This window comes from Cupriavidus sp. WGlv3, assembly GCF_023952475.1.
GTDB lineage: Bacteria > Pseudomonadota > Gammaproteobacteria > Burkholderiales > Burkholderiaceae > Cupriavidus > Cupriavidus phytorum.
Genome location: NZ_JALHRX010000018.1, coordinates 72,033 through 96,265, shown reverse-complemented (window position 1 = coordinate 96,265; position 24,233 = coordinate 72,033). Strand labels below are relative to the sequence as shown.

General features: G+C 68.7%; 23 protein-coding genes. 14 read left to right on the top strand and 9 right to left on the bottom strand.

Translation table 11 applies throughout. The features are described 5' to 3' along the window. Positions 1 to 72: 72 nt before the first annotated feature. The gene (locus tag MKD38_RS24405) at positions 73 to 744 is read right to left on the bottom strand and encodes a response regulator (protein WP_252680848.1); all 672 of its coding nucleotides are present in this window, start codon (positions 742 to 744) and stop codon (positions 73 to 75) included. Beyond that, on the bottom strand, positions 741 to 2,219 hold the full coding sequence (locus MKD38_RS24400) for a cache domain-containing protein (RefSeq protein ID WP_371925742.1): 1,479 nt from the start codon (positions 2,217 to 2,219) through the stop codon (positions 741 to 743). Before MKD38_RS24400 ends, MKD38_RS24405 begins: the two co-directional genes overlap by 4 nt. Positions 2,220 to 2,778: 559 nt before the next feature. Here MKD38_RS24400 and MKD38_RS24395 point away from each other — a divergent pair. After that, positions 2,779 to 4,791 carry a hypothetical protein gene (locus MKD38_RS24395; RefSeq protein ID WP_252680844.1) on the top strand — a complete coding sequence of 671 codons (2,013 nt, stop codon included), beginning with the start codon at positions 2,779 to 2,781 and terminating at the stop codon, positions 4,789 to 4,791. Positions 4,792 to 4,830: 39 nt separating this feature from the next. On the opposite strand, the gene MKD38_RS24390 is transcribed toward MKD38_RS24395, so the two are convergent. The 3 genes from MKD38_RS24390 to ampC form a co-directional block, all read right to left on the bottom strand. Beyond that, a complete protein-coding gene (locus MKD38_RS24390; RefSeq protein WP_252680890.1) occupies positions 4,831 to 6,222 on the bottom strand; it encodes a YncE family protein in 1,392 nt (463 codons plus the stop codon). A 55-nt stretch (positions 6,223 to 6,277) separates the two neighbouring features. Continuing rightward, complete coding sequence (copM, locus tag MKD38_RS24385; RefSeq protein WP_252680842.1) at positions 6,278 to 6,715, bottom strand: CopM family metallochaperone; 438 nt, start codon at positions 6,713 to 6,715, stop codon at positions 6,278 to 6,280. A gap of 136 nt (positions 6,716 to 6,851) precedes the next feature. Further along, positions 6,852 to 8,042: a class C beta-lactamase gene (gene ampC, locus MKD38_RS24380; RefSeq protein ID WP_252680839.1), complete on the bottom strand. Its 1,191-nt coding sequence runs from the start codon at positions 8,040 to 8,042 to the stop codon at positions 6,852 to 6,854. A 191-nt stretch (positions 8,043 to 8,233) separates the two neighbouring features. Here ampC and phnC point away from each other — a divergent pair, with 191 nt between their 5' ends. From phnC to MKD38_RS24360, 4 genes are all read left to right on the top strand, one after another. Next, a complete protein-coding gene (gene phnC / locus MKD38_RS24375; RefSeq protein ID WP_252680837.1) occupies positions 8,234 to 9,088 on the top strand; it encodes a phosphonate ABC transporter ATP-binding protein in 855 nt (284 codons plus the stop codon). Between the two features lie 49 nt (positions 9,089 to 9,137). Then, positions 9,138 to 10,139 carry a phosphonate ABC transporter substrate-binding protein gene (gene phnD, locus MKD38_RS24370; RefSeq protein WP_252680835.1) on the top strand — a complete coding sequence of 334 codons (1,002 nt, stop codon included), beginning with the start codon at positions 9,138 to 9,140 and terminating at the stop codon, positions 10,137 to 10,139. A 99-nt stretch (positions 10,140 to 10,238) separates the two neighbouring features. Then, positions 10,239 to 11,051, top strand: a complete 813-nt coding sequence (gene phnE / locus MKD38_RS24365) for a phosphonate ABC transporter, permease protein PhnE (protein WP_252680833.1) — start codon at positions 10,239 to 10,241, stop codon at positions 11,049 to 11,051. 5 nt (positions 11,052 to 11,056) lie between these two features. Beyond that, the gene (locus MKD38_RS24360; protein ID WP_252680832.1) at positions 11,057 to 11,518 is read left to right on the top strand and encodes a GNAT family N-acetyltransferase; all 462 of its coding nucleotides are present in this window, start codon (positions 11,057 to 11,059) and stop codon (positions 11,516 to 11,518) included. A gap of 2 nt (positions 11,519 to 11,520) precedes the next feature. Here MKD38_RS24360 and phnN read toward each other — a convergent pair whose 3' ends face one another. The 3 genes from phnN to phnF form a co-directional block, all read right to left on the bottom strand. Then, entirely contained in the window at positions 11,521 to 12,111 is a 591-nt protein-coding gene (gene phnN, locus MKD38_RS24355; protein WP_252680830.1) for a phosphonate metabolism protein/1,5-bisphosphokinase (PRPP-forming) PhnN, read from the bottom strand. Beyond that, a complete protein-coding gene (locus MKD38_RS24350) occupies positions 12,108 to 12,833 on the bottom strand; it encodes a DUF1045 domain-containing protein (RefSeq protein WP_252680828.1) in 726 nt (241 codons plus the stop codon). The genes phnN and MKD38_RS24350 overlap by 4 nt, the downstream gene beginning before the upstream one ends. A 126-nt stretch (positions 12,834 to 12,959) precedes the next feature. Beyond that, positions 12,960 to 13,694 (bottom strand): phosphonate metabolism transcriptional regulator PhnF, encoded by a 735-nt coding sequence (gene phnF / locus MKD38_RS24345; protein WP_252680826.1) that lies wholly within the window; start codon positions 13,692 to 13,694, stop codon positions 12,960 to 12,962. A 178-nt stretch (positions 13,695 to 13,872) separates the two neighbouring features. On the opposite strand from phnF, the gene phnG reads away from it, so the two are divergent. Genes phnG through MKD38_RS24310 form a run of 7 tightly spaced genes read left to right on the top strand, consistent with a single transcriptional unit; the run spans position 13,873 to position 19,835 of the window. Continuing rightward, positions 13,873 to 14,385: a phosphonate C-P lyase system protein PhnG gene (gene phnG, locus MKD38_RS24340; protein ID WP_252680824.1), complete on the top strand. Its 513-nt coding sequence runs from the start codon at positions 13,873 to 13,875 to the stop codon at positions 14,383 to 14,385. A gap of 1 nt (position 14,386) precedes the next feature. Continuing rightward, a complete protein-coding gene (phnH, locus tag MKD38_RS24335) occupies positions 14,387 to 15,004 on the top strand; it encodes a phosphonate C-P lyase system protein PhnH (RefSeq protein WP_252680823.1) in 618 nt (205 codons plus the stop codon). A 1-nt stretch (position 15,005) separates the two neighbouring features. Continuing rightward, positions 15,006 to 16,166, top strand: coding sequence for a carbon-phosphorus lyase complex subunit (locus MKD38_RS24330; protein ID WP_252680821.1), 1,161 nt, complete (start codon positions 15,006 to 15,008; stop codon positions 16,164 to 16,166). Continuing rightward, entirely contained in the window at positions 16,163 to 17,065 is a 903-nt protein-coding gene (locus MKD38_RS24325) for an alpha-D-ribose 1-methylphosphonate 5-phosphate C-P-lyase PhnJ (protein ID WP_252680819.1), read from the top strand. The genes MKD38_RS24330 and MKD38_RS24325 overlap by 4 nt, the downstream gene beginning before the upstream one ends. Further along, a complete protein-coding gene (gene phnK / locus MKD38_RS24320) occupies positions 17,062 to 17,838 on the top strand; it encodes a phosphonate C-P lyase system protein PhnK (RefSeq protein WP_252680817.1) in 777 nt (258 codons plus the stop codon). The genes MKD38_RS24325 and phnK overlap by 4 nt, the downstream gene beginning before the upstream one ends. Before the next feature lie 5 nt (positions 17,839 to 17,843). Then, a complete protein-coding gene (gene phnL / locus MKD38_RS24315; protein ID WP_252680815.1) occupies positions 17,844 to 18,581 on the top strand; it encodes a phosphonate C-P lyase system protein PhnL in 738 nt (245 codons plus the stop codon). 27 nt (positions 18,582 to 18,608) lie between these two features. Further along, positions 18,609 to 19,835 carry an alpha-D-ribose 1-methylphosphonate 5-triphosphate diphosphatase gene (locus MKD38_RS24310; protein WP_252680813.1) on the top strand — a complete coding sequence of 409 codons (1,227 nt, stop codon included), beginning with the start codon at positions 18,609 to 18,611 and terminating at the stop codon, positions 19,833 to 19,835. A gap of 4 nt (positions 19,836 to 19,839) precedes the next feature. On the opposite strand, the gene MKD38_RS24305 is transcribed toward MKD38_RS24310, so the two are convergent. Then, entirely contained in the window at positions 19,840 to 20,685 is an 846-nt protein-coding gene (locus tag MKD38_RS24305; protein WP_252680811.1) for an IclR family transcriptional regulator, read from the bottom strand. Positions 20,686 to 20,866: 181 nt separating this feature from the next. Here MKD38_RS24305 and MKD38_RS24300 point away from each other — a divergent pair, with 181 nt between their 5' ends. Next, complete coding sequence (locus MKD38_RS24300) at positions 20,867 to 21,862, top strand: Bug family tripartite tricarboxylate transporter substrate binding protein (RefSeq protein WP_252680809.1); 996 nt, start codon at positions 20,867 to 20,869, stop codon at positions 21,860 to 21,862. Between the two features lie 29 nt (positions 21,863 to 21,891). Beyond that, on the top strand, positions 21,892 to 24,231 hold the full coding sequence (locus MKD38_RS24295) for a cytochrome P450/oxidoreductase (RefSeq protein WP_252680807.1): 2,340 nt from the start codon (positions 21,892 to 21,894) through the stop codon (positions 24,229 to 24,231). The last annotated feature ends 2 nt before the right edge of the window (positions 24,232 to 24,233 follow it).

Here is a 24,233-nt window from a genome sequence, read left to right as displayed (position 1 = left end):
GATGGTGCGCACCACCGCCCTGCCGCGGTGCAAGCGCACCAGGCATGAACACATCGCACGGCTAGAGAGCAATCAGCAGTCCGCGGCCAGTGCGGCGTCGGCCAGCTGGATCGCGTGCAGGTCGGAGAAGTGCACCGCGTACTTCACCAGCTCGGCGCGGCCGCCAACCTGGAGCTTGCGGCGCAGGTGCAGCCGGTGCGTTTCGACGGTGCGCACCGACGTGCCGAGCCGCTCGGCGATCTCCTTGTTGGAGCGGCCCTCGGCCAGCAGCTTCAGCACCGTGGCTTCCTTCGGCGTGAGCGCGCGGCGCGACGATGGCGGCGGCTCGTCGGTGTGCAGGAAGGCCTGCAGTTCGGCGTTGAGATAGGTGCCGCCGGCTGCGACCGTGCGGATCGCGGTCACCAGTTCCTGCGCGGGCGCTTCCTTGAGGACGTAGGCGGCGACGCCCAGGGCAAAGGCGCGCCGCACGTATTCGGGGTCCTTGTGCATCGACAGCGCGATCACGCGCACCGACGGAAAGCGTTCGGCAAAGCGCGTGGCCAGCTGCAGGCCGTTGGCATCGGGCATGTTGATGTCCGAGACCACCAGGTCCGGACCATGCCGCTCGGCCAGGACGATGGCTTCCTCCACGCTCGCCGCCTGGCCCACCACCGTCATCTCCCCGGTGGCCTCCAGGCGCAGGCGGACGCCGTCCAGCACAAACGGATGGTCATCGACCAGCAGCACACGAAGGTTTGGGGTCATGCGGCAGGCCTCCTTGCAGGGGAATGATGGCCCAGGCGTCGTCCGGGCCGAGTTGTGGTCCTGATGCTGGTCTGTGTTTCGGGCGCCGGCGCCGGCAGGCGCAGCCAGGCCTCGACGCGCGTGCCGCCGGGGCCGGTGTGCACGGCGAAGTCGCTGCCTTCCAGGCTTTCGATGCGCTCGCGCATATTGCGCAGGCCGATGCCGCCCTTGCCGTCGGCGCGGACCTTGTTCAGGTCGAAGCCGCGGCCGTTGTCCTCGATCGTCAGCGCCACGTGATGGCCGCTGCCGGCCAGCGTGACCTGGACCCAGCCGGCCTGCGCGTGCGTGAGGGCGTTGTTCAAGGCCTCTTGCGTGACCCGGAACAGCGCGGTGCGCTGGGCCTGCGACAGCGCGGGGATGGCGCCCTGCTCGATAAAGCGCACCTCCACGGCGCGCTGCGGGTGCAGCTGCTCGACCAGCATACGCAGCGCGGCGGCCAGGCCCAGGTCGCTCAGCAAGGCCGGATGCAGCCCGTGCGAGACCCGCCGGATCTCGACCAGGGCTTCCTGCAGGCGGCCCAGGCCTTGTGCCAGCAGTGCCTGCGGCGCGTGGCGACGCGCTGGCGGACGCTCCTTGTCCGGGTCGGTTCCGGGGTCCTGCTCGAGATGAACCTGGGCGGTTTCGAGCAGGTACTTGGACGACACCAGCACCTGCACCACGCCGTCATGCAGTTCGCGTGCCACGCGGGCGCGTTCCTCTTCCTGCGAGCTCACCACGCGCCGCGCCAGGCGCCGCAGCTTCTCGCCCGAGATGCGCGAGTTGCGCAGGTTCCAGGCCAGTCCGGCCAGGCTGATCAGCATGACCGAGCCGATCGCGAAGGCGGTCAGCCGGATCTGCGTATCGCGCAGCGTGCGGGCGGCGTTGGCATCGAACGCGGCCAGTTCACGCTCGATGTCGTCCACATAGAGGCCGGCGCCGATGACCCACCCCCATTTGTCGGCGGTCCTCACATACGACATCTTGGGTGCCTCGGTACGCGACGACGGCTTGATCCAGTTGTACCGGACAATGCCGCCGCCGGCTTGCGCCTGCCTGATCAGCATCCTGGCCTGGTCGCTGCCGGTATCGGCCGGGTCGCAGAAATCGACCCCGTCGATGCCCATGCTGCCGGGGTTCAGCAGCACGTTGCCGAGGCGGTCGTAGACAAAGAAGTAGCCGTCATTGCCGAAATGCATGCGCGAGAGCGCAGCGAGCACCTGTTGCTGCAGCGCGGCCTCCTCGCCGCTGGCCTGGGCGATGCGAACCAGCGTCGCGTGCCCGAGTTCGACGTAGTGGCGCAACTCCTTTTCCTTGCTGGCCACGTAGACGGCCTGGACCTGTTTGCGGTCCTGGCGGGAATGGCTGACCATCTGGTACGAGACCATCCAGGTCACCAGCAGAAACACCACCAGCATGAAGGCCGCCGACAAGGCGACCGTTCTCATGCGGATCGTCATGCTTTGCACGCGCGGGGGCAGTTGGATCATCGCGGGGGCCCAGGGGAGCCGGTCATACTCGGGCTGGCGGGCCGACTGCAAGGCCGCCGACGAAAACACCGAGGCGGCGTTGGCCAGAATGCCGACGCCGCCACGACAAATCGATTCCTCCCAGTTCGATTTATCGAAACCTTGCTGTGCGCGCGTTTTGGTCCTGTGTTTCGGTCCCGCACTTTGCCAGCCGGTTTCTCGACCCCTGATGCAGCCGGCGAACCAATGGCTCAACCGATATGCATGAGGAAACCTATGACGTTTTGTGGCAAAAAGCAAGCAGCGTGCCGGAGGCCGCCAACGCATGATGCAAGCGCGCCGCAAGGTCGATTGGGGCGATTACCGATAACAATGCAGACATGGAGTGCAGGCGCGCGAGCCAATGCACCAGAAATATGTGCTGGCGTACTAAGCCGCGCCCGGAAAGCTGCCAAAGTCCAAACCTGGCGGATCTTTGCGCCCCACGATTTTCCTTTGCGCCGCATAGAGACTGATGCCTGGGAAACGCTTGCCATCGCACCACACTGCCATGCGTCGGGCCGTGAACCTGACGCTGGCTGGCTGCGCCGTCGTGCTGGCGCTGGCGGGCTGCGAACGCGACGCGGAGCGCCGCACCACGGCGCCGGTGCCGTCGGGCACCGCATCGGTGGCGGTGGCCGCCAAGCCGGTGCCCGCGCAGGTGCCCGCGGAACGCCCGCCGCCCGCACCGGCAGTACCGGCAGCTCCGCCGCGGCCATGGTTCGACGACATTCTCGATGCCGACGGCAAGCTGGTGCGGGAAGCCTATCTGGCCATCGCCTCCGATTACAGCAGCGACGAGGCCATCGCCTATCGTTACGGCCCGGCCAATACCCGGCCGGTGGCGACGGCGCCAACCCACTGGCAGCCGGGCGACAAGACCTTCTATCCGCACGGCAATGCCTGCTACCAGAAGGAATTTCCCAAGTCCGAACTGGATCACAACCTGAAGATCATCTATCAGCTGGGCCAGCTGGATTGCTCCCGCAACGATTACGGCAGCAATATGGGGGATGTCATTTATCGCGCCGATGCGGCGTCGGACCCTGGCGTCACCTCGCTGCTGACGCTCGCCCTGAGTGCCGGGACGGTTGCCGAGAAACCGCAGCTGCCTTGGGTTTACGGGCATGTCGCGACCGACCCCCAGTTGAACAACCACATTGCGGCCAATGGCGGCGAATTGCCCAGGCGCCCGATTGCCATGGGCCGCTGCAGCGAGCACGATTGCGCCCAGGCCTTGATCGCGTTCCAGAACGGGCTGATTGCGTCGGTCGGCAGCAATACAGCCTCGCACTCGGCGGCCGTGAAATTGCCTGCCGGCAAGGTGCCCACGGCGATTGCGATCACCACCAATTCGGAATTCGCGCTGGTGACGGTCTGGGATACCGTCAGCTTCAAGGGCCAGGTGGCGGTGCTGGCGCTGGGCAGCCTGGCCGATGGCAGCAAGGTGGGCGGGCCCTATGATCCCAGCGCGGGCTCGTGGCCAGGCCTGTACCCCGGCCTGCGCAACATGTCCAACTTTGTCTTTATCAAGCTGCTGGGCTTTATCGACTTGCCCGGGATGTTGGCGCCGACGGATGTATCGGCGGTCACGGATTTTGGCGTGATGCAGGACAACAGCACGCAGGGCTGGCTGATCGACCCGGTCGGACGCCGCGGCGCCAGCCTGACCAAGACGGAGCTGAACCCCGCCACCAGCAGCGTGAACCAAAGGAGCTTCACGCGTGCCGGCATCAACGGCAAGCTGGTATCGCGCGCCGGCGTGGCGGCGGTGATCTCGAAGTCCGAGAAGAAGGTGATCTTCCTGGACCTGAAGCCGCTGTTCGACAAGGTCAACCGGGCCTACTTCGAAGGCAGCCATGCCGCGCTGCAAGCGACGCTGGCCAACACCGGGCTTGGCGATGGCCAGTGGCCGCCGGTATTCGCCGTCGACAACTATGCGCCGACCATCGTCAAGTCGGTCCGCCTGCCGCAAAAGCCCACGGCGGTCAGGATCTCGATCCTGCCGATTCCCGGCCGCGCCTGGGTGGCGACCGAGGAAGGCAAGATCCGCGCGTTCTCCGTGGCGGGGCTGCAGTCCGGCCGCAATCCGGACCCCCGGCTGATCGAGGAAATGCTGAGCGTGCAGGTCGGCAAGAATCCCACCAGCATGAAGCACCATGTCAACGTGGGACTGGGCAATTCCAACACCAGGCTGTGGGTGGTATCACGCGGCGCGCAGAAGATCCAGCTGGTCGACATGGTCGGCCTGACTGTCGAGAAGACGCTGCAGGACTCGCGCATCGTCGACCCCATCACGGTGGACGAGACCCAGCAGAACCCGTTGCTGACCAGCGTGATCACCATTGCGGATTACACCGGCAGGCAGGTGATGAACTACCGCTACGCGCCGATTGCGCTGCAAGGCGGCAATACCCCGCTGCATATCGGCGTCGGCAAGTCGGGCAATGCGCCGTTCGAGTTCGGCGGCGCCTATGACTTGCCCGGCAAGCCCTTCGATTTCACCCAGAGCAATGTGCCGTGAGCGCCCTGCCCCGTGCTGCTCCGCGGCTTGTGACCGCGCTCACGGCGCGCTGACCAGTACCGCGCTGGCCGGGTCCGGCGGCGCGCTGCCCTCCATCACCACCAGTTGCACCGGTGATGGCGTCTGCGGCGACAGCGTCGGCACGACCTCCCGCAGCGGCCCGATCGCGGTGCCGTTGGCCATGCCGGCCGGGTTGGTCCTGAAGCTTGCCACCGGCGTCTTCTGCCCGCCCACATAGACGCTGTATTGGGTTTCCGGCTTCAGCTTGAACAGCGAGACCTCGAGCGCGTCGACCACGCCCAGGTTGCGCGCTACCACAAAGCCTTTGGCGTCGCCGCCGCGGACCGGCTTGAGCCCAACGTTGAGCGGCTCGGTGTTCGCTCGCGGCACCAGGTTGCCGGTGCCGGCGCCGCCTGGCACCGCGTTGCTGACATAGACCAGCGCCTGCGGCGCCTGGCCCACCGGCACGCGCGCGATGACGCGGTTATCCGCGGTGTCGATCACGTCCACCGCGTCGCCGTTCTCCAGGCCGACATAAACGCGCGAGCCGTCGTCGGCGGCCCAGATGCCATGCGGCAGCGCGCCGACCGGAATGGTTGCGACCAGCGTGGGGGTGGCGTCGGTGGTGAACACCTTCACCACGTTCTCGCCACCGACCGTGACGTAGGCGAACGTGCCGCGCGCAGTGCGGGCGAAGGCCAGGTGGTTGGTGATGAAACCGGTGTCGAACACGCCCTTCACCGCCAGCTTCTCGGTATCGATGCGCGTAACCTTGCCCACGTCCTTGTGCGTCATCCAGACTTCCTTGAAGTCGGGCGTGAACTGCAGGAACGGCGAGAACGGGCTGGCCACGTCCAGCCGCTTCACCACCTTGCGGGCCCTGACGTCGATCACGTCGACCACCGGATTGAAACTGGACACGACGAAAGCGAGCTTGCCCGCCGGGTGGAACAGCACCATGCCCGGTCCCGCCGTGGTCGGGATGCGGCGGGTTTCGCGGAACGTGGCGGGATCGATGACCGAGATGTAGTCCTCGCCGCGCACCACCACCCATACCTCCTTGCCGTCGGCGGTAAAGAAGCCCTCGTGCGGCGAGCGGCCGATATAGGCGATGCCCTTGACCCGGTTGGTGGCGGTATCGATGAACGCGACAGAGTTGGAACCATTGGAGATCGCGATCAGGGTCCGGTGGTCCGGGGAAAAACCCAGGCCGTGTACGTTGAGTTCGCCCTTGTACAGCGGTGACAGCACGTCGGGCCGTGCATTGCCCAGCCGGATCTGGCCCAGCAGCTTGTTGGCGGCGGGGTCGATCACCGACACGGTGTTGCTGTTCTGGTCCGCGGTGTAGACGCGGTCCTGCGGTTGCGGGGCGGCGCTGGCCAGTGGTGCGCCGAGGGAAATGGCGAGGGCGACAAGCGTGTTCTTCTTCATGGCGGTAAGAGAGCTGGATGCGGTTGGCATGAGGCGCGCGACAGGCATGGGCCGGTCAACGCGGCGGCGTGGACTGGGACGGCTGGGCCTGCTGGCGCTGCAGCCACGCCTGCATCAGCCGTATCTCGTTCTGCTGCTCGGTGATGATGCCCTGCGCGAGGTTGCGCAGCGCCGGATCCTTGCCGTACAGCAGCAGCGCCTTGGCCATGTCGATCGCGCCCTGGTGGTGCGGGATCATCATGGCGACGAAGTCATGGTCGGGGATGCCGTTGGTGGGGGCTTGCGTCATGCCGTGGTGCATCACGCCCATGGCGTCATCGATCAGGCCGGCATAGGGCTTGGCGGTACTGGCGACGAAGGGCGGCGGCGCCGCCTGGCCCGGGTGCTGGTGCGCGTCCTGGGCCGGCGCGGCCACGCTTGCGGCCAACAGGCACAGTGCCGCCAGGGCGCGTACCGCGGTGCCGGCGCCACGGCGTGGGGATCTCCGTTGCATCGCAGGGTCTCCGGTTGGCCCGGCCAGGGTGTGCCTGGACCGGGATGGTTTCCTGCGTATACACGCGAGGCGCCCCAACTATTCCGTCACTGACGAAAAATTCTCCTGGGCCTTCGCCGCTACTGAAAACGTCCCTTCAAGGCTTGCCCTCCCCAGCCGGCTGTCCGTCCAGATAATGCAGGACCTTGAACGCTGCCTTCACCCGCTCCGCGACCGGGTAGTTCTTGTTCGCCAGCATCACGATGCCGATGCGCTGCGACGGCACGTAGGCGACATAGGCGCCGAAGCCATTGGTCGAGCCGGTCTTGTTGACCAGCATGCCGCCGCGCGCCGCCTGCGGCGGCTCCAGTCGCGCCACCGGGTTGGCCTCGAACACCACCTGCTGCGAGCTGCCCGCCAGCACGCTGTCGCGCTGCGCCGGCCACGCGTACATTTCCCACGCCAGCCCCTGGACCATCTCGCCGACCTTGAAGTACCCGGTGCGGGTGGTGGCCAGCGCGCGCCGCAGGGTCTCGTCCAGTCCGCTGCTGTCGATATTGGCCAAGACGAAGCGCATCATGTCGGCCGACGTGGTCTTGACGCCGTAGGCTTCGGCGTCCAGAACGCCCGGGGTGACGCGGACCGCCTTGCCGTCCCTGGCGTAGCCATAGGCATAGTCCTTCCTGCGCGCCTTCGGCACCGTAATGTAGGTGCTGCGCAGCCCCAGCGCGGGGAACAACGTCTGTTCCATCAGCGCCTCGAACGGCTGCCCCATGCTGCGCGCGGCCAGGTAGCCGAACAGGCCGATGCTGGGATTCGAGTACTGCCGGTGAGTGCCAGGAGCGTACCGGGGACGCCAGTTGCGGAAATAGTCGACCATCTTGCCGGTATCGGTGACGCCCTCCGGAAACTGCAGCGGCAACCCGCCGGCCGCATACGTACCCAGGTCCAGCAGGCTGGTCGCGCCCACGCTGCTGCCCGCGAGTTGCGGCAGGTATTTCGCCGCGTTGTCGGTCAGCGACAGGTAGCCGCGGGCCTGCGCATAGGCGCCCAGCGTCGCGGTGAAGGTCTTGCTGACCGAGCCGATCTCGAACAGCGTATCGGCGTCGACCTTGCGGCCGCCTGCCTTGGCGACGCCATAGTGGAAGTCGTACTGCCTGCCGCCGGCCGTGACGCTCACCGCCATGCCCGGCACATCGTGCGCCTGCATCACCGGCTGGATCGCCGCGTCGACGATACGCCTGAGCGTGGCCGCATCGACATGCTCGGCGGCATGGGCACCGGCGCCGCAAAGCAGCGCCGCGGCGGCGGCAATGGCTTGCATCGCCTTTTGAAGAGTCTTGTTCATATCAAATCGGCTGACCGTGGCGCGCCGGCAAACAGCGCGGCGGGCACGGGAAATAAACGAGACTTTACCGGTTCCCCGACCTCGCCCGCACAAACCAGTGTCCGATGACCGTTCCGGATCGCTCCGCCAGTCATCGTTCTGTCATCCACCCCCGCCAGAATGCGCAGGTCATTCAAGTCAGGGGAGTCGACATGACGCACGCGATTGAAGTCCGCGGCTTGAGCAAATCGTTCCGGGCGGACCGCAAGGCGCTTGACGATGTCACGCTGCAGATCGCACGGGGCGAGATGGTCGCGCTGCTGGGCGCGTCCGGATCCGGCAAGTCTACGCTGCTGCGCCACGTCGCCGGCTTCGTCACCGGCGACGCCGGCGCCGGCGAGATCCTGGTCAACGGCCGCCACGTGCAGCGCAACGGCCGGCTGGCCGGCAACGTACGCCAGGTGCGGCGCGAGATCGGATTCGTGTTCCAGCAGTTCAACCTGGTGGGACGCCTGCCGGTGATCACCAATGTGCTGGTTGGCATGCTGGCGCGCGTACCGAAGTGGCGCGGCTTGCTGCGTTGGTTCAGGGCGGATGAGATCCGCCGCGGGCTCGATGCGCTTGCGCAAGTTGGTATAGACGACTATGCCTTTCAGCGGGCCTCGACGCTGTCGGGCGGCCAGCAGCAGCGCGCCGCGATTGCGCGCACGCTGGTGCAAAACGCCAGCGTGATCCTGGCCGACGAGCCGATCGCCTCGCTCGATCCGGAATCCTCGCGCCGCGTGATGTCGCTGCTCAGGCAGATCAACCGCACCCGCAAGGTGGCGGTGGTGGTGTCGCTGCACCAGGTGGACGTGGCCATGCGCTACTGCCCGCGCGTGGTCGCGCTGCGCCACGGCAAGGTGGTCTATGACGGCCCTTCGGCCGCGCTGACGCCGGCCATGCTGCGCGATCTCTACGGCACCGAAGCGGGCGAACTGCTGCGCGATGCCGCGCCTGAAGACGACGAAGGCGCCGCGCCCATGCCGGCCCCGGCGCTGGTCACGATGAACCTGGCGGCCGCCTGAGCGGTTGGCGCCGACCAATTCCCCAAACCGCTTTCCACCGGAGTTGCCCATGCTTCGCAGAACCTTCATCGCCGTCGCGGCCTCGGCCGCGATTGCCCTCCCCGCCCTGCCCGCCTTTGCCCAGGACGCCAGGAGCCTGAACATCGGCTTTATCTCGACCGAGTCGTCGTCGAACCTGAAGACCGCCTGGCAGCCGCTGATCGACGACCTGAGCAAGACCCTGGGCGTGCCGGTCAAGCCGTTCTTCGCCTCCGACTATGCCGGCATCATCGAAGGCATGCGCTTCAACAAGGTGCAGATCGCCTGGTTTGGCAACAAGTCGGCCATGGAAGCGGTGGACCGCGCCAGCGGCGAGGTCTTTGCGTCGGTGATCGACAAGGACGGCAATCCGGGCTACTGGTCGGTGCTGGTGGTGAACAAGGACAGCGACCTGAAGAGTGTCGAAGACGTGATCAAGCGCGGCAAGGACCTGACCTACGGCGCCGGCGACCCCAACTCCACCTCGGGCACGGCGGTGCCGGGCTTCTACCTGTGGAGCGCCAACAAGGTCGAGCCGAAGACGCTGTTCAAGGCCGTGCGCATCGGCAACCATGAAACCAACCTGCTGTCGGTGCTGAACAAGCAGGTCGACGTGGCCGTCAACAACACCGAGAACATGGAGCGCTACCGCATCAACACGGGCAAGAACGCCTATGACCAGGTGCGCGTGCTGTGGAAGTCGCCGCTGATCCCGGCCGACCCGATGGTCTACCGCAAGGACCTCGCGCCCGAACTGAAGAAGAAGATCCAGGCCTTCTTCGTCAACTACGGCAAGGGCACCGACGCGGCGCGCGAAAAGCAGGTGCTGGCAAGCTTGACCTACCAGGGCTTCCGCGCCTCGAACGATGCCCAGCTGGTGCCGATCCGCCAGATCGAACTGGCGCGCGAAAAGGCCAAGATCGAATCGGACACGACGCTGGCCGCCGCCGACAAGGAGAAGCGCCTGTCCGACGTGAGCCGGCGCCTGGCGGAACTGGACAAGGCCGCGGGCAGCGCCACCAGCACGCAGTAAGGCCTGCTGCCCACACCGCACCCTGTATTACCGAGGCGGGCGGCCGTATCGCCGCCCGCCTCGCATCGACTTCATTCCCCGCTGTATCCGGACCGCTCCATGACCGTCACCGCCACGCCTGGCCTGCCTCCCACGCCCCGAAGCAACGTGCGCCCGCCGCGCACGCCCCTTGCCGTACCGCTGACCTGGGCGGTGCTGCTGGCCCTGCTCGGCCTGTCGTGGCAAGGCGCCGACATGCGTCCGCTCGACCTGCTGCGCGATTCCGACAACATGGCCAGGTTTGCGGCCGATTTCTTCCCGCCCGATTTTCGCGACTGGCGTCACTACCTGGACGAGATGCTGGTCACGGTGCAGATCGCGCTATGGGGCACAGCACTGGCCGTGGTGATGGCGGTGCCGCTGGGGCTGCTGTGCTCGGCCAACATCGTGCCGGCCTGGGTCTACCAGCCCGCGCGCCGCATCATGGACGCGTGCCGCGCCATCAATGAAATGGTGTTCGCCATGCTGTTTATCGTCGCCGTGGGGCTGGGCCCGTTCGCCGGCGTGCTGGCGATCTGGATCCACACCACCGGCGTGCTGGCCAAGCTGTTTGCCGAAGCGGTCGAAGCCATCGACCCGCGCCCGGTCGAAGGCGTGCGCGCCACCGGCGCCGGCCCGGTCGAGGAAATCGTCTACGGCGTGATTCCGCAGGTGCTGCCGCTGTGGCTGTCGTTCGCGCTGTACCGCTTCGAGTCCAACGTGCGCTCGGCGTCGGTGGTGGGCATCGTCGGCGCCGGCGGCATCGGCACCGTGCTGTGGGAAATCATCCGCAGCTTCCAGTACGGGCAGACCTGCGCGGTGATGATCATCATCATCGTGTTCGTCTCGGCCATCGACATCCTGTCGGCCCAGATCCGCAAGGTCCTGGTCTGAACGCCATGCCGACCACCGAAGCCTCGCTGGCCCTGCGCGAAGTGCGCGGCTCCGACGCGGAGTTGCTGCACCTGTCCGCGCTGCTCGCCGCGATGGACGGCGAGGCGCCGCTACCGCTCGCCACCATCCGCGAGCGCTATGCCACCATGCGCCGCTATCCGGACTACCGTTGCTACATGATGGTGGGCGCGGATGAGGTGCCGCTCGGCACCTTCAGCCTGCTGGTGTTCCCGGTGATGGTCCACGACGGGCGCCCCGAGGCGATCGTCGAGGCCGTGGTGGTGGCGCCGGCCGCGCGCGGCATGGGCATCGGCAAGGCAATGATGCGCGAGGCGATGCGGCTGGCGCGCGAGGCCGGCGCGGCCAAGCTGGCGCTGTCATCCAATGCGCGACGCCTGCGCGCCCACCAGTTCTATCGCCAGCTCGGTTTTACCGAGCATGGCATCAGCTTCAGCATCGGGCTCTGAACTCAGGCCCGCCGCGCCGCTGGAGGTGCAGCGCCCACCAGTTGCGCCAGGGCCGCCACCGCGGTATCCAGCCCACCGCTATTGTCGATCTCGACCAGCCGGCATCCTGGCGGCACGGCGAATGCCTGCCGCGCGCGGGCCAGCCGTTTTGCAATCGCGTCTTCCGCCTCGCGTCCGCGCTGGCGCAGGCGCGCGGCCAGCACTTCCGGCCGCACCCGTACATGCACCGCGCATAGCTTCGGGTAGCGTGCCACCGCCTCCGGCAAGTACTCGCGCGAGCCGTTGACGATGACCGTCAGGCCGCGCGCCAGCCACTGCTCGATCTCGATGCCGATGCCGTAGTGCAGGCCGTGGCTATGCCAGTCCAGCGCCAGGCAGCCCAGCGCGCGGCGGCGCTGGAATTCCTCGGGCGTCAGCGCCACCGAGGCCTCGTTGGCGTCAGCGGCGCGCGTGATGTAGCGATGCGCGATGACGATGCGGTGATCCGCGCTCAGGCGCTCGCGCAGCGCGCGCAGCAGCGAGTCCTTGCCGCTGCCGGACGGGCCCATCAGGTAGAACAGGCCGTGTCCGTCGGCCACGTTTGCCGCGCTCATGCGCCCAGATACGCCGCGCCGGCGCCGTCCGCGGTGCTGCCGTCGAAGCCGTAGTGGCGGGCGACCACAAAGTCCTCGCCCCGGGCCGGCTGCACGAACACGCTGATGCGGTCCACATGCAACGGCGCTTGCAGCAGCTTGCCGCTGGCCGCTGCGAGCTGCGCGATCGCGGCGCGCTGGCTGGCGGCATCGAGCATGCCGGTCAGCGTGATATGGAACACGAAGGTGCCGAACACATACGGGTAGCCCCATGCGTCGAGCATGCGGCGCTCTTCGGCGCTCAGCCGGTCCGGCACGCGCCTGGCCAGTTCCTGTGCCGACGGCGGCGCGCGCAAGGGATCGAAGGCCAGCACGCAGGCGTCGGCCAGCGCCTGCATCGGCGGCGAGCCGCCATCGGCAAGCGTCCACGCGACAAAACCCCGGAGCGCGCGCAACGCCAGCGGTGCGTCGAACGGCGTTTGCCGGCGCGCAAGGTCCCGCGCGGCGGCATCGACCATCGCCCCGTTGGCGCCGTCGGCAAGCCGGAACGGCGGCTTCAGGGTGGCATGCAGGCCGTAGTGGGCCGGCGCGCTGACCCACTCCGCCGGCGCGGCGGGCATGTCGCCGGGCGGAGGCAGCATGGCGCCGGTGTCGGCGTCGCGCCCCAGCCAATGATTGCCGAAGGTGGCGAGGGGGCCGGATGGCGACAGGTAGATGGCGTAGCGGTACGCGGCTTGAGTCATGCGGCAAGGTTACCAGCGGCGTCACGCGCGCGCAGGCGCAGACTGCCCCGGTTTGGTGGGGTTGACCGCAGACAGTAGCGCAGGCAGATGACAGCCGGATGTCTAGACCAATTCCGCGCGGGCGCCTCAGTCATGGTCGGACACCGTCAGCTGCACCCAGTCGCCGGCGAAGCGCACCACGCTGTACTGCACCGGGTTGCCGTCGATATCGACGTTCAGCGCCTCGACCTGCAGCACCGGGCGCGTCTTGGGCTGATTCAGCATCCGCGCCACCGGCGCGCTCGGCATCGCCGCGGTAATGCGCGACCACTTGCGGGTGTAATCGGCAATGCCGTAATGGGCCAGCGCGCGCGATACGGATTGCTTGGCGCGCAGCGCCTCGTCGATGCCGGGAAAGCGCTTGAGGTCGAAGTAGTGCTCGGCCACGTCGATGGTGCGGTCCTCGGCCTTGCCGATCATCTGCGCATGCAGCAGCTCGGCGGTGCGCGCCAGCCCCAGTTGCTTCGCGACGTCCGGCGCGCGCACCACCTGGCTGGCGATGACTTCGGTATGGCCGCGCACGCCCTGCGCCGCCAGGTTTTGCGAGAAGCGTGTGCGGCGCCCGATGGCGTAGTCGATCGCGTGCTCCTGCACGAAGGTGCCGCGGCCCTGCTCGATGCGCACCAGCCCGCTCAGCTCCAGCTCGCCCATGGCGCGGCGGATGGTGTGGCGGTTCACGGCGAAGCGGTTGGCGAGCTCAGGCTCCGGCGGCAATTGCTCGCCCGGCAGGTACAGTTTCTTGCGGATGTCGTCCGCCAGCGCCTCGCCAATCTGGCGCCACACCGCGACGCCCGAACCCCGTTCCACTTCTCGATCAGACATCTTGCGCTGTCCTCTTGTCATCAAGCGTTAACCCATGCCGTGCGATTGTGCCTGAGTCATGCCGCGCTGGCAGCGTGCCCGAGCAATTCCCTGCCCCGTCATGAAACGTTCATTTGGCTGTGGTCTAGTGGCTGCGTGTTCCAGCAACGACATCTAAACGTATAGACGTATAGGGGTGATGATGCAAAGCGAAACCGCACGGCCGGGTCCGCCCGCCGCTCATGCCGCCCGCGCCGCCTGGCTGCGGATCCTGGCGCTTGCGCCGACCGATGCGCTCGACGGCGCCTTCCAACGGCTTGCGCAGGCGCAGGCCCTACCCGCCTACCGGCTGCTGCGCAAGCCCGAGGCCGGCATGGCCATGGTGCGGGGCCGTGCCGGCGGCACCGGAGCCCAGTTCAATCTTGGGGAAATCACGGTGACGCGCTGCGCGATCGTGCTGGAGGATGGCGGCGCCGATGTCGACGGGGGCGCTGCCGCTGGCATCGCCTATGTCCAGGGCCGCAGCGAGCGCCATGCCGAGCAGGCCGCGGTGCTGGACGCGCTGCTGCAGCGTCCGGCCTGGCACCAGCGCGTGCAGGACCTGGTGCTTGCACCGCTGGCCGACGCACACGCCAGCCGCGCCGCGCACGCCGCGGCCACGGCCGCGCAGACGCGCGTCGAGTTCTTCACCATGGTCCGCGGAGAAGACTGAGATGCACACCCATCAACCGATGCTGTCCACGCCGGCCGCCGCGCTGCTGCCCGGCTTCGACGATCCGGTCGACGACGCCCAGCAGGTGTTCCGCGCCGCGCTGCAGGCGTTCGCCCATCCGGGCCAGCTGCAGACGCTGCAGGCCCGCAGCGGCTTGCCCCAGGGCCTGTCGCCGGCGCTGGCCGCGCTGCTGCTGACACTGGCCGATGCCGATACGCCGGTCTGGCTCCCCGCCGCCGTGCCGGCCGCGGCGCGCGCGTTCCTGCGCTTTCACTGCGGCTGCCGGCTGACGGAAGCGCCCGGCGCCGCGGCCTTCGTCTGCGTGCCGGCCGGCCATGCCATGCCGGCGTTCACGGACTGCGCGCAGGGCGACCCGGCCTTCCCGGACCGCTCGGCCACACTGCTGGTGGAAGTGGCCTCGCTGACCGACGGCGAGACCCTGACGCTGCGCGGCCCCGGCATCGAGCACACGCAGCCGCTGCGTGTTGCCGGCCTGCCCGCGGACTTTCGCGCGGCCTGGCGTGCCAACAACGCCGGCTTCCCGCTCGGCGTGGACCTGCTGCTGTGCAGCGGCGACCGGTTCTGCGCGCTGACGCGCACCACCATCGTGGAGGACTGACATGTACGTAGCCGTCAAGGGAGGCGAACGCGCCATCCTCAATTCCTACCGGATGCTCGACGCCTATCGCCGCGGCGATACCGCGGTGCCGGAACTGACGCTGGCACAGATCCGCGAGCAGATGCCGCTGGCGGTGTCGCGCGTGATGGCCGAGGGCTCGCTGTACGACCCGCACCTGGCCGCGCTGGCGCTCAAGCAGGCCGCCGGCGACCAGATCGAGGCGATCTTCCTGCTGCGCGCGTACCGCACCACGCTGGCGCGCTTCGGCTATACGCAGCCGCTCGATACCGGCGCGATGCGCCTGCAGCGCCGGATCTCGTCGACCTTCAAGGATGTGCCGGGCGGCCAGGTGCTGGGGCCCACCTACGACTACACGCAGCGGCTGCTGGATTTCTCGCTCGAAACCGGCCGCGCGCCGCAGCCCCTGCCGACTGAGCAGGACCCGCTCACCGCCGCGATGCCGCGCGTGACCAGCCTGCTGGAAGCGGACGAGCTGGTCGAGACCGACGAGATTCCCGCCGGCGACTCCGCCCCGCCCGACCTGACGCGCGAGCCGCTGACCTTCCCCGCCGGCCGCGCCGCGCGCCTGCAGAACCTGGCGCGCGCCGACGAGGGCTTCCTGCTGTCGATGGGCTACTCGACCCAGCGCGGCTACGGCAATTCGCACCCGTTCGCGGCCGAGATCCGCTACGGCACGGCCGAGGTGGAGTTGTTGGTCGAAGAACTCGGCTTTGCCGTCACCATCGGCGAGATCGAGCTGACCGAATGCCAGATGGTGAGCCAGTTCGCCGGCAATGCCGACGAGGCGCCGCGCTTTACGCGCGGCTATGGGCTGGTGTTCGGCTACAACGAGCGCAAGGCGATGTCGATGGCGCTGGCCGACCGCGCCATGCGCGCCGAAGCGCTGGGCGAGGCCGCCGACGCGCCGGCCAACGATATCGAATTCATGCTGTACCACAGCGACAACGTCGAGGCCTCGGGCTTCGTGCAGCACCTGAAGCTGCCGCACTACGTGGACTTCCAGGCCAACCTCGAGCTGCTGCGCCGGCTGCGCGCCGAGGGCACCCATGCGCCGGACCGCGCCGTGCCCGCGACCGTCGCGGCACCGTCGCAACCGCAACCGCAACCGCAATCGCAGCCGCAAGAGGAGACGCTGGCATGAGCGCCGCCGCCATCACCATGGCCGCGGGCATCGCCCGCGACCAGCACTACAACTTCGGCTATCTCGACGAATCGACCAAGCGCATGCTGCGCCGCGCATTGCTGAAGGCGGTGGCGATTCCCGGCTACCAGGTGCCGTTCGGCAGCCGCGAGATGCCCTTGCCGTATGGCTGGGGCACCGGCGGCATCCAGGTGACCGCCGCGATCATCGGCAAGGACGACGTGCTCAAGGTGATCGACCAGGGCTCGGACGACACCACCAACGCCATCAATATCCGCCGCTTCTTCGCCCGCGTCACCGGCGTGCCGACCACCGAGCGCACCACCGAGGCCAGCATCATCCAGACCCGCCACCGGATTCCGGAAACGCCGCTGCGCGCGGGCCAGACCGTGGTGTTCCAGGTGCCGATCCCGGAGCCGCTGCGCTGGCTCGAGCCGAGCGAAGGCGAGACCCGCACCATGCACGCGCTGGCGGAATACGGCGCGATGCACGTCAAGCTGTACGAGGACATCGCCCGCCACGGCCACATCGCCACCACCTACGACTACCCCGTGATCGTCAACCAGCGCTACATGATGCGGCCTTCGCCGATCCCGAAGTTCGACAACCCCAAGCTGGACCGCAGCCCGGCGCTGATGCTGTTCGGCGCGGGCCGCGAAAAGCGCGTCTACGCGGTCCCGCCCTACACCGCGGTCCAGAGCCTGGATTTTGCCGACCACCCCTTCACCGTGGAGTCGTGGTCCAACTGCTGCGCGCAGTGCGGCGCCACCGACAGCTACCTGGACGAGATCATCACCGACGACGCCGGCACGCGCCGCTTCGTGTGCTCGGATACCGAGTACTGCGCCGGCCGCCAGGCCGCGCAAGCCGTCGACACCGCTGCCGGAGGTGCGCAATGAGCGCCGCGCCGCTGCTGTCGGTGCGTAACCTGACGCGCACCTGGGACGGCCTGCACGGCTGCCATGACGTCAGCTTCGACCTGTATCCGGGCGAAGTGCTGTGCGTGGTGGGCGAGTCGGGCTCGGGCAAGAGCACGCTGCTGCAGGCGCTGTCGATGCAGGCGCCGGCGCAGCGCGGCACGGTCAGCTACGCCATGCGCGAGTCCGGCCTGACCGACCTCGCCACCTTGTCCAGCGCGCGCCTGCGGTTGCTGGCGCGCACCGACTGGGGCTTCGTGCGCCAGCATGCGCGCGACGGCCTGCGCATGCAGGTCAGCGCCGGCGCCAACATCGCCGAGCGGCTGATGGCCGTGGGCGAGCGCCACTACGGCAACCTGCGCGAAGTCGCCGGCAGCTGGCTGGAGAAGATGGAGATCGACCTGGCGCGGCTGGACGACGTGCCCGGCACCTTTTCCGGCGGCATGCAGCAGCGGCTGCAAATTGCTCGCAACCTTGTCACGCATCCGCGCCTGGTGTTCATGGACGAGCCCACGGCGTCGCTCGACGTGTCGGTGCAGGCGCGGCTGCTGGACCTGCTGCGCCGCCTGGTGGCCGACCTGGACCTGGCCGCGGTGCTGGTCACGCACGACCTGGCCGTGGCCAGGCTGCTGGCGCACCGCACCCTGGTGATGCAGGGCGGGCGCGTGGTCGAGCAGGGCCTGACCGACCAGGTCCTCGACGATCCCCAGCATCCGTACACGCAGTTGCTGGTTTCTTCCATCCTGCAGGGCTGAGCACGATGCACGCAGAACAACCACAGAAGCTGGTCGAGGTGCGCGGCCTCGGCAAGATGTTTACGTTGCACAACCAGGGCGGCATCCGCCTGCCGGTGTTGCGCGCGATCGATTTCGATGCCGCGCGCGGCGAATGCCTGGTCCTGTCGGGGCCGTCGGGCACCGGCAAGAGCACGCTGTTGCGCTGCCTGTATGGCAACTACCTGGCCACCGAGGGCAGCATCCGGTTGCGCGACACCAGCGCCGACGGCGCGCCGTGGGTCGAGCTGGGCCGCGCCAGCGAGCAACGCGTGCTGCAGCTGCGCCGCGACGTGATCGGCTATGTCAGCCAGTTCCTGCGCGCGATCCCGCGCGTGGGCGCGCTCGACGTGGTGGCCGATCCGCTGCGGCAGCGCGGCGCCGGCGAGGACGAGGCGCGCGCCCGCGCGGCCGAACTGCTGGCGCGGCTGAACCTGCCGCGCCGCCTGTGGGACTTGCCGCCCGCCACCTTCTCTGGCGGCGAGCAGCAGCGCGTCAATATCGCGCGCGGCCTGATCGGCGGCCATCCGATCCTGCTGCTGGACGAGCCCACCGCCTCGCTCGATCCCGACAACCGCGCCGTGGTGGTCGCGCTGATCCGCGAAGCGCTGGCCGAGGGCCGCGCGCTGATCGGCATCTTCCACGACGAAGCCGTGCGCGATGCCGTGGCCACGCGCCTGCTGCCGCTGCAATCCGCTACCGCCACCACTACCGCCCTCGCCTGAACCGAAGCGCCCCGAACGGAGCCAGACATGCCTGCGACCTACCTCACCCACGCCACCCTGGTGCTGCCGGACCGCGTGCTGCATGACAGCGCGCTGCTGATCGAGAATGGCCGCATCGCGGCGATCGAGCCGGCACCCGCGGCCGTGCCCGCGCACGCCACCGTGGTCGAACTGCATGGCCACACCGTGATGCCAGGCCTGGTGGACGTGCACTGCGACGCCATCGAGAAAGAGGTGGAGCCACGCGCCAGCGTGTTGTTCCCGCTGGACTTTGCCGTGGCGCAGGTCGACCGCCGCAACGCCGCGGCCGGCATCACCACGCCCTATCACGCGCTGTCGTTCGCCGGCAACCAGTTCGGCGTGCGCAACGTCGACACCGCGGCCACGGTGGTGCGCACGATCGCCGCCTACCGTCGGCACAGCCTGGTCGACAACCGCATCCACTGCCGCTACGAGGTCACCGACGCCGGCGCCGTGCCGGTGCTGGAAGCGCTGATGGCCGAAGGCGTGGTCGACCTGCTCTCGGTGATGGACCACTCGCCCGGCCAGGGCCAGTTCAAGACCATGGACGCCTACCTGGCCTACATGATGGGCAACCACGGCATGAGCCGCGACGCCGCCACCGATGCCGCGCGCCAGAAGGCCGCCGCGCTGGAGGGCGCGCACGAGCGCGTCGACCGGCTGGTGGCCACGGCGCACGCACTGGGCATTCCCACCGCCAGCCATGACGACGATTCGCCCGAGCGCATCGCCGCCATGCACGCGCTGGGCGTGCGCATGAGCGAGTTCCCGATCAACCTGGAGACCGCGCAGGCCGCCCGCGCGCGCGCGCTGCCGACCATCCTGGGCGCGCCCAACGTGCTGCGCGGCAAAAGCCAGAGCGGATCGATGCGCGCCATCGATGCGATCCGGGCCGGCGCCGGCACCATCCTGTGCTCGGATTACCAGCCCTCCACGCTGATTGCCTCAGCGTACGCCGCCGGACGACAGGCCGGGCTGCCGCTGGACCAGGCCCTGGCGCTGGTCACGGTCCACCCCGCCGATGCCTGCAAGCTGGCCGACCGCGGCCGCCTGGCGCCGGGGCTGCGCGCCGACGTGATTGCGGTTTCCGAGGTGGCGGGCCAGCCGATGGTCACGCACACCTGGTCGGCCGGGCGGCTGGTGTTTGCGGCGGGTTATCCGTCGCTGCGGCCGGCTGGCGATGCGGCCATGTCGCGCCGGCCGGGTGCCGCACGAGAGCACGCGACCGCCTGACCGCTCAGCCCTCCGGGTTGAACCCCAGCGCCACGCTGACCGCGCGCGCCTCGCGCCGCACGGCGCTGCCGATGGGGCCGTCGATGGCGGGGTCGAAGCCGCCGGTGGCGCCCAGCGCGGTCAGCACTGCGCACACGCGCCCGGTGTAGTCGCGCACCGGCGCGGCCACCGCGCTGATGCCGGTCAGGTTGGTGTCGCGCACCCAGGCGCAGTCATCGGCCTGCACCGCGCGGCGCAACGCGCCGATGGGGTCGCCGGCATCGAGCTGCGCCAGCCGCGCCGGGCTGGCGGCCGCCAGTTCTTCCCTGGCCTGCGCCTGTACGCCCTTTTCATCGAGCAGCCCCAGGAACACGCGCCCGGTCGCGGACCACAGCAGCGGCATCACCGAGCCCGCGCGCACGTTCACCGTCACCGGCAGGCCCGGTTCCTCGAAGCGCATGATGGTCGGGCCCTTGTTGCCCATCACCGCGACGAAGCAGGTTACCTCCAGGTTCTCGCGCAGGCGCATCAGCGATGCCTCGGCGAGCCGGATCGGGTCGGCCTGGCGCATTGCGGCCATGCCGATCTGCAGGGCCTCGAAGCCCAGGTGGTACTGCTGCGTGCCCGGCTCCTGCGCCACTAGCTCTTCTTCCACCAGGCTGACCAGGTAGCGATGCACCTTGGCCGGGCTTTCGTCGATATGCGCGGCCAGCGCGGTCAGGCTGGCACGCCCGCCCAGGCGCGCCAGGCCCTTCAATACGGCCATGCCGGTGACGGCCGACTGCACGCGCTGGCGTCGTTCCCGGGTGCGGGTCGTGGCGGCTTCAGTGGCGGTTTCAGGTGCGGATGCAGGAACTTTGGATCGGGGCATGGTGGGACGGGAGCTACCCGACGTATGCGGGTCTTCACGGCGACAGCGGACGATGCCACACCGTGGTGGCGGGCGCTTCAAGGTTAACCCGCATTCAATCGTTACGCAATGCGTATATGATTTACGCAAAACAGAATACACCGGGCCAGGACCCGGTCCATCCCTTCAGGAGACAAGAACCATGCCCCGCCCCCGCCTTGCCCTTGCCGTGCGCTTTGCCATCGGCGCGCTGACCTTGCCGGTGCTGGCCGCGAGCGCCGCCCACGCCGCCGATCCCTATCCCGCCAAGCCGATCCGCTGGATCGTGCCGTACGCCGCCGGTGGCGGGTCTGACTTCCTTGCCCGCACCATCGGCCAGGGGCTGTCGGCCAAGGTCGGGCAACCGGTGGTGGTGGACAACAAGCCCGGCGGCAATACCGCCATCGGGGCGGCCGAGACCGCGCGCGCCGCTGCCGACGGCTATACCGTGCTGTCGGCCGACAACGGCACGCTGGTGTTCAATCCCGTGCTGTACAAGTCGCTGTCCTACCATCCCGCCAGGGACCTGGCCCCGGTGACGCTGCTGGGCCGCTTCCCGATGATCCTGGTGGTGGGCGCCGCCAGCCCGGCCAAGAGCGCCAAGGAATTCATCGCGCAGGCCAAGGCCACGCAGGGCGGCATCAACTACGGCTCGGCTGGCGCCGGCAGCCCGCACCACCTGGCGATGGAGCTGCTGAAGGTGGAAGCCGGCCTGCCGATGACGCATGCACCATACCGCGGCGCCGCGCCGGCGCTATCGGACGTGGCCGCAGGCCAGGTCGCCGCGATGATGGTCGACTACGCCGCCGGCGCCGGCTTCATCAAGGGCGGCAAGGTGCGCCCGCTGGCCGTGGCCAATGCCACCCGCCTGCCGCAGCTGCCCGACGTGCCGACCTTCGCCGAGCTGGGCTATGCGCGCGTCGAAGCCGCCGCGCTGGTGGGCATGGTGGTGCCGGCCGGCACGCCGCCGGAGGTGATCAACACGCTCAACAAAGACGTGGTCGCGGCCATCCGCGAGCCGGCGGTCAACAAGCGGCTGGTGGACTTTGGCGTCGAGCCAGTGGGCAATACGCCGGCGCAGTTCAGCGAGCTGCTGCGCAGCGAGTCCGGGCGCTGGACCAGGCTGATCCGCGACCTGAAGATCACGCTGGACAACTGAGTCCGGCCGCAACACCAGGAGTACGCAGCATGACCATCCCCTCCCCCGGCGCCGCGCGCGGCTGCCCGATCGACCACAGCACCCTCACCGCGCCCAACGGCTGCCCGGTCAGCCACGACGCGGCGCAGTTCGACCCCTTCGGCGACGGCTACCAGCAGGATCCGCCCGAATACGTGCGCTGGTCGCGCGAGCAGGAGCCGGTGTTCTACAGCCCGCAGCTGGGCTACTGGGTGGTCACGCGCTACGACGACATCAAGGCGATCTTCCGCGACAACCTGACCTTCAGCCCGTCGATCGCGCTGGAGAAGATCACCCCCACCGGCGACGAAGCCAACGCCGTGCTGGCGAGCTACGGCTACGCCATGAACCGCACGCTGGTCAACGAGGACGAGCCCGCCCACATGCCGCGCCGGCGCGCGCTGATGGCGCCGTTCACGCCCGCCGAGCTGGCGCACCACGAGCCGCTGGTGCGGCGCCTGACGCGCGCGTATGTCGACCGCTTTATCGACGATGGCCGCGCCGACCTGGTCGACCAGATGCTGTGGGAAGTGCCGCTGACGGTGGCGCTGCATTTCCTCGGCGTGCCCGAAGAGGACATGGACCTGCTGCGCCAGTACTCCATTGCCCATACCGTCAATACCTGGGGCCGGCCGAAGCCGGAGGAACAGGTCGCGGTGGCACACGCGGTTGGCAACTTCTGGCAGCTGGCCGGCTGCATCCTCGACAAGATGCGCGAAGACCCGTCCGGGCCCGGCTGGATGCAGTATGGCCTGCGCAAGCAGACGGAACTGCCCGAGGTGGTGACCGACTCCTACCTGCATTCGATGATGATGGCCGGCATCGTCGCCGCGCATGAGACCACTGCCAACGCCTCGGCCAACGCCATCAAGCTGTTGCTGCAGCATCCCGACGCGTGGCGCGAGCTCTGCGAAGACCCCGGGCTGATTCCCAATGCGGTCGAGGAATGCCTGCGCCATAACGGCTCGGTGGCGGCGTGGCGCCGGCTGGTCACGCGCGACACCGAGGTGGGCGGCATCCGCCTGCCGGCGGGCAGCAAGCTGCTGATCGTGACCTCGTCGGCCAACCATGACGAGCGCCATTTCGCCGATGCCGACCTGTTCGACATCCGCCGCGACAACGCCAGCGAGCAGCTGACCTTCGGCTACGGCTCGCACCAGTGCATGGGCAAGAACCTGGCGCGCATGGAGATGCAGGTGTTCCTGGAAGAGCTGACACGCCGGCTGCCGCATATGCGCCTGGCCGAGCAGACTTTTACCTATGTGCCCAACACCTCGTTCCGCGGGCCGGAGCATCTGCTGGTGGAATGGGATCCCGCACAGAACCCCGAGCGCCGCGACGCGGCCCTGCTGGCGGTGCGCCAGCCGGTGCGCATCGGCGAGCCGTCGGCGCACACCATCGCCCGCACGGTGGTGGTCGAGCGTGCCACGCCCGCCGCCGACGGCGTGCTCCGGTTGCGGCTGGTGGCGCCCGACGGCAAGCCGCTGCCGCGCTGGGCCCCGGGCTCGCATATCGACGTGGAATGCGGCGACACCGGGCTGTCGCGCCAGTATTCGCTGTGCGGCGATCCGGACGATGCGGCGGCGCTGGAGATCGCGGTGCTGCGCGATTCCGCCAGCCGCGGCGGCTCCGCGTGGGTCCACGGCACCGTCAGGGCCGGCGACCGCCTGCGCATCCGCGGCCCGCGCAACCATTTTCGCTTCGATGAGCAATGCCGGCGGGCTATCTTCATCGCCGGCGGCATCGGCGTCACGCCGGTGAGCGCGATGGCGCGGCGCGCCCGCGCGCTTGGCATCGACTACGACTTCCACTATTGCGGGCGCTCGCGCCAGGCCATGGCCATGCTAGATGAACTGCTGGCGCTGCACGGCGCGCGGTTGCATGTCCACGCCAGCGACGAAGGCCGGCGCGCCGACTTCGGCAAGCTGCTGGGGCAGCCCGACGCGGACACCCAGATCTATGCCTGCGGCCCGCAGCGCCTGCTGGATACGCTGGCCGAATGCTGCGCGGCGTGGCCGGCGGACGCGCTGCGCGTCGAGCATTTCGTTTCGCGGCTGGGCACCCTGGATGCGTCGAAGGAGCAGCCCTTCACCGTGGAACTGAAGGACTCCGGCCTGGTGCTGGAAGTGCCGGCGGGACAGACCCTGCTGGGCGCGCTGCGCGGCGCCAATATCGACGTGCAGAGCGACTGCGAGGAAGGCCTGTGCGGCTCGTGCGAGGTGCGCGTGCTGGCTGGCCAGGTCGACCACCGCGACGTGGTGCTGACGCGCGCCGAGCGCGACGCCAACCAGCGCATGATGGCGTGCTGCTCGCGCGCGTGCGGCGGCGGCCGGCTGGTGCTGGAACTCTGAGC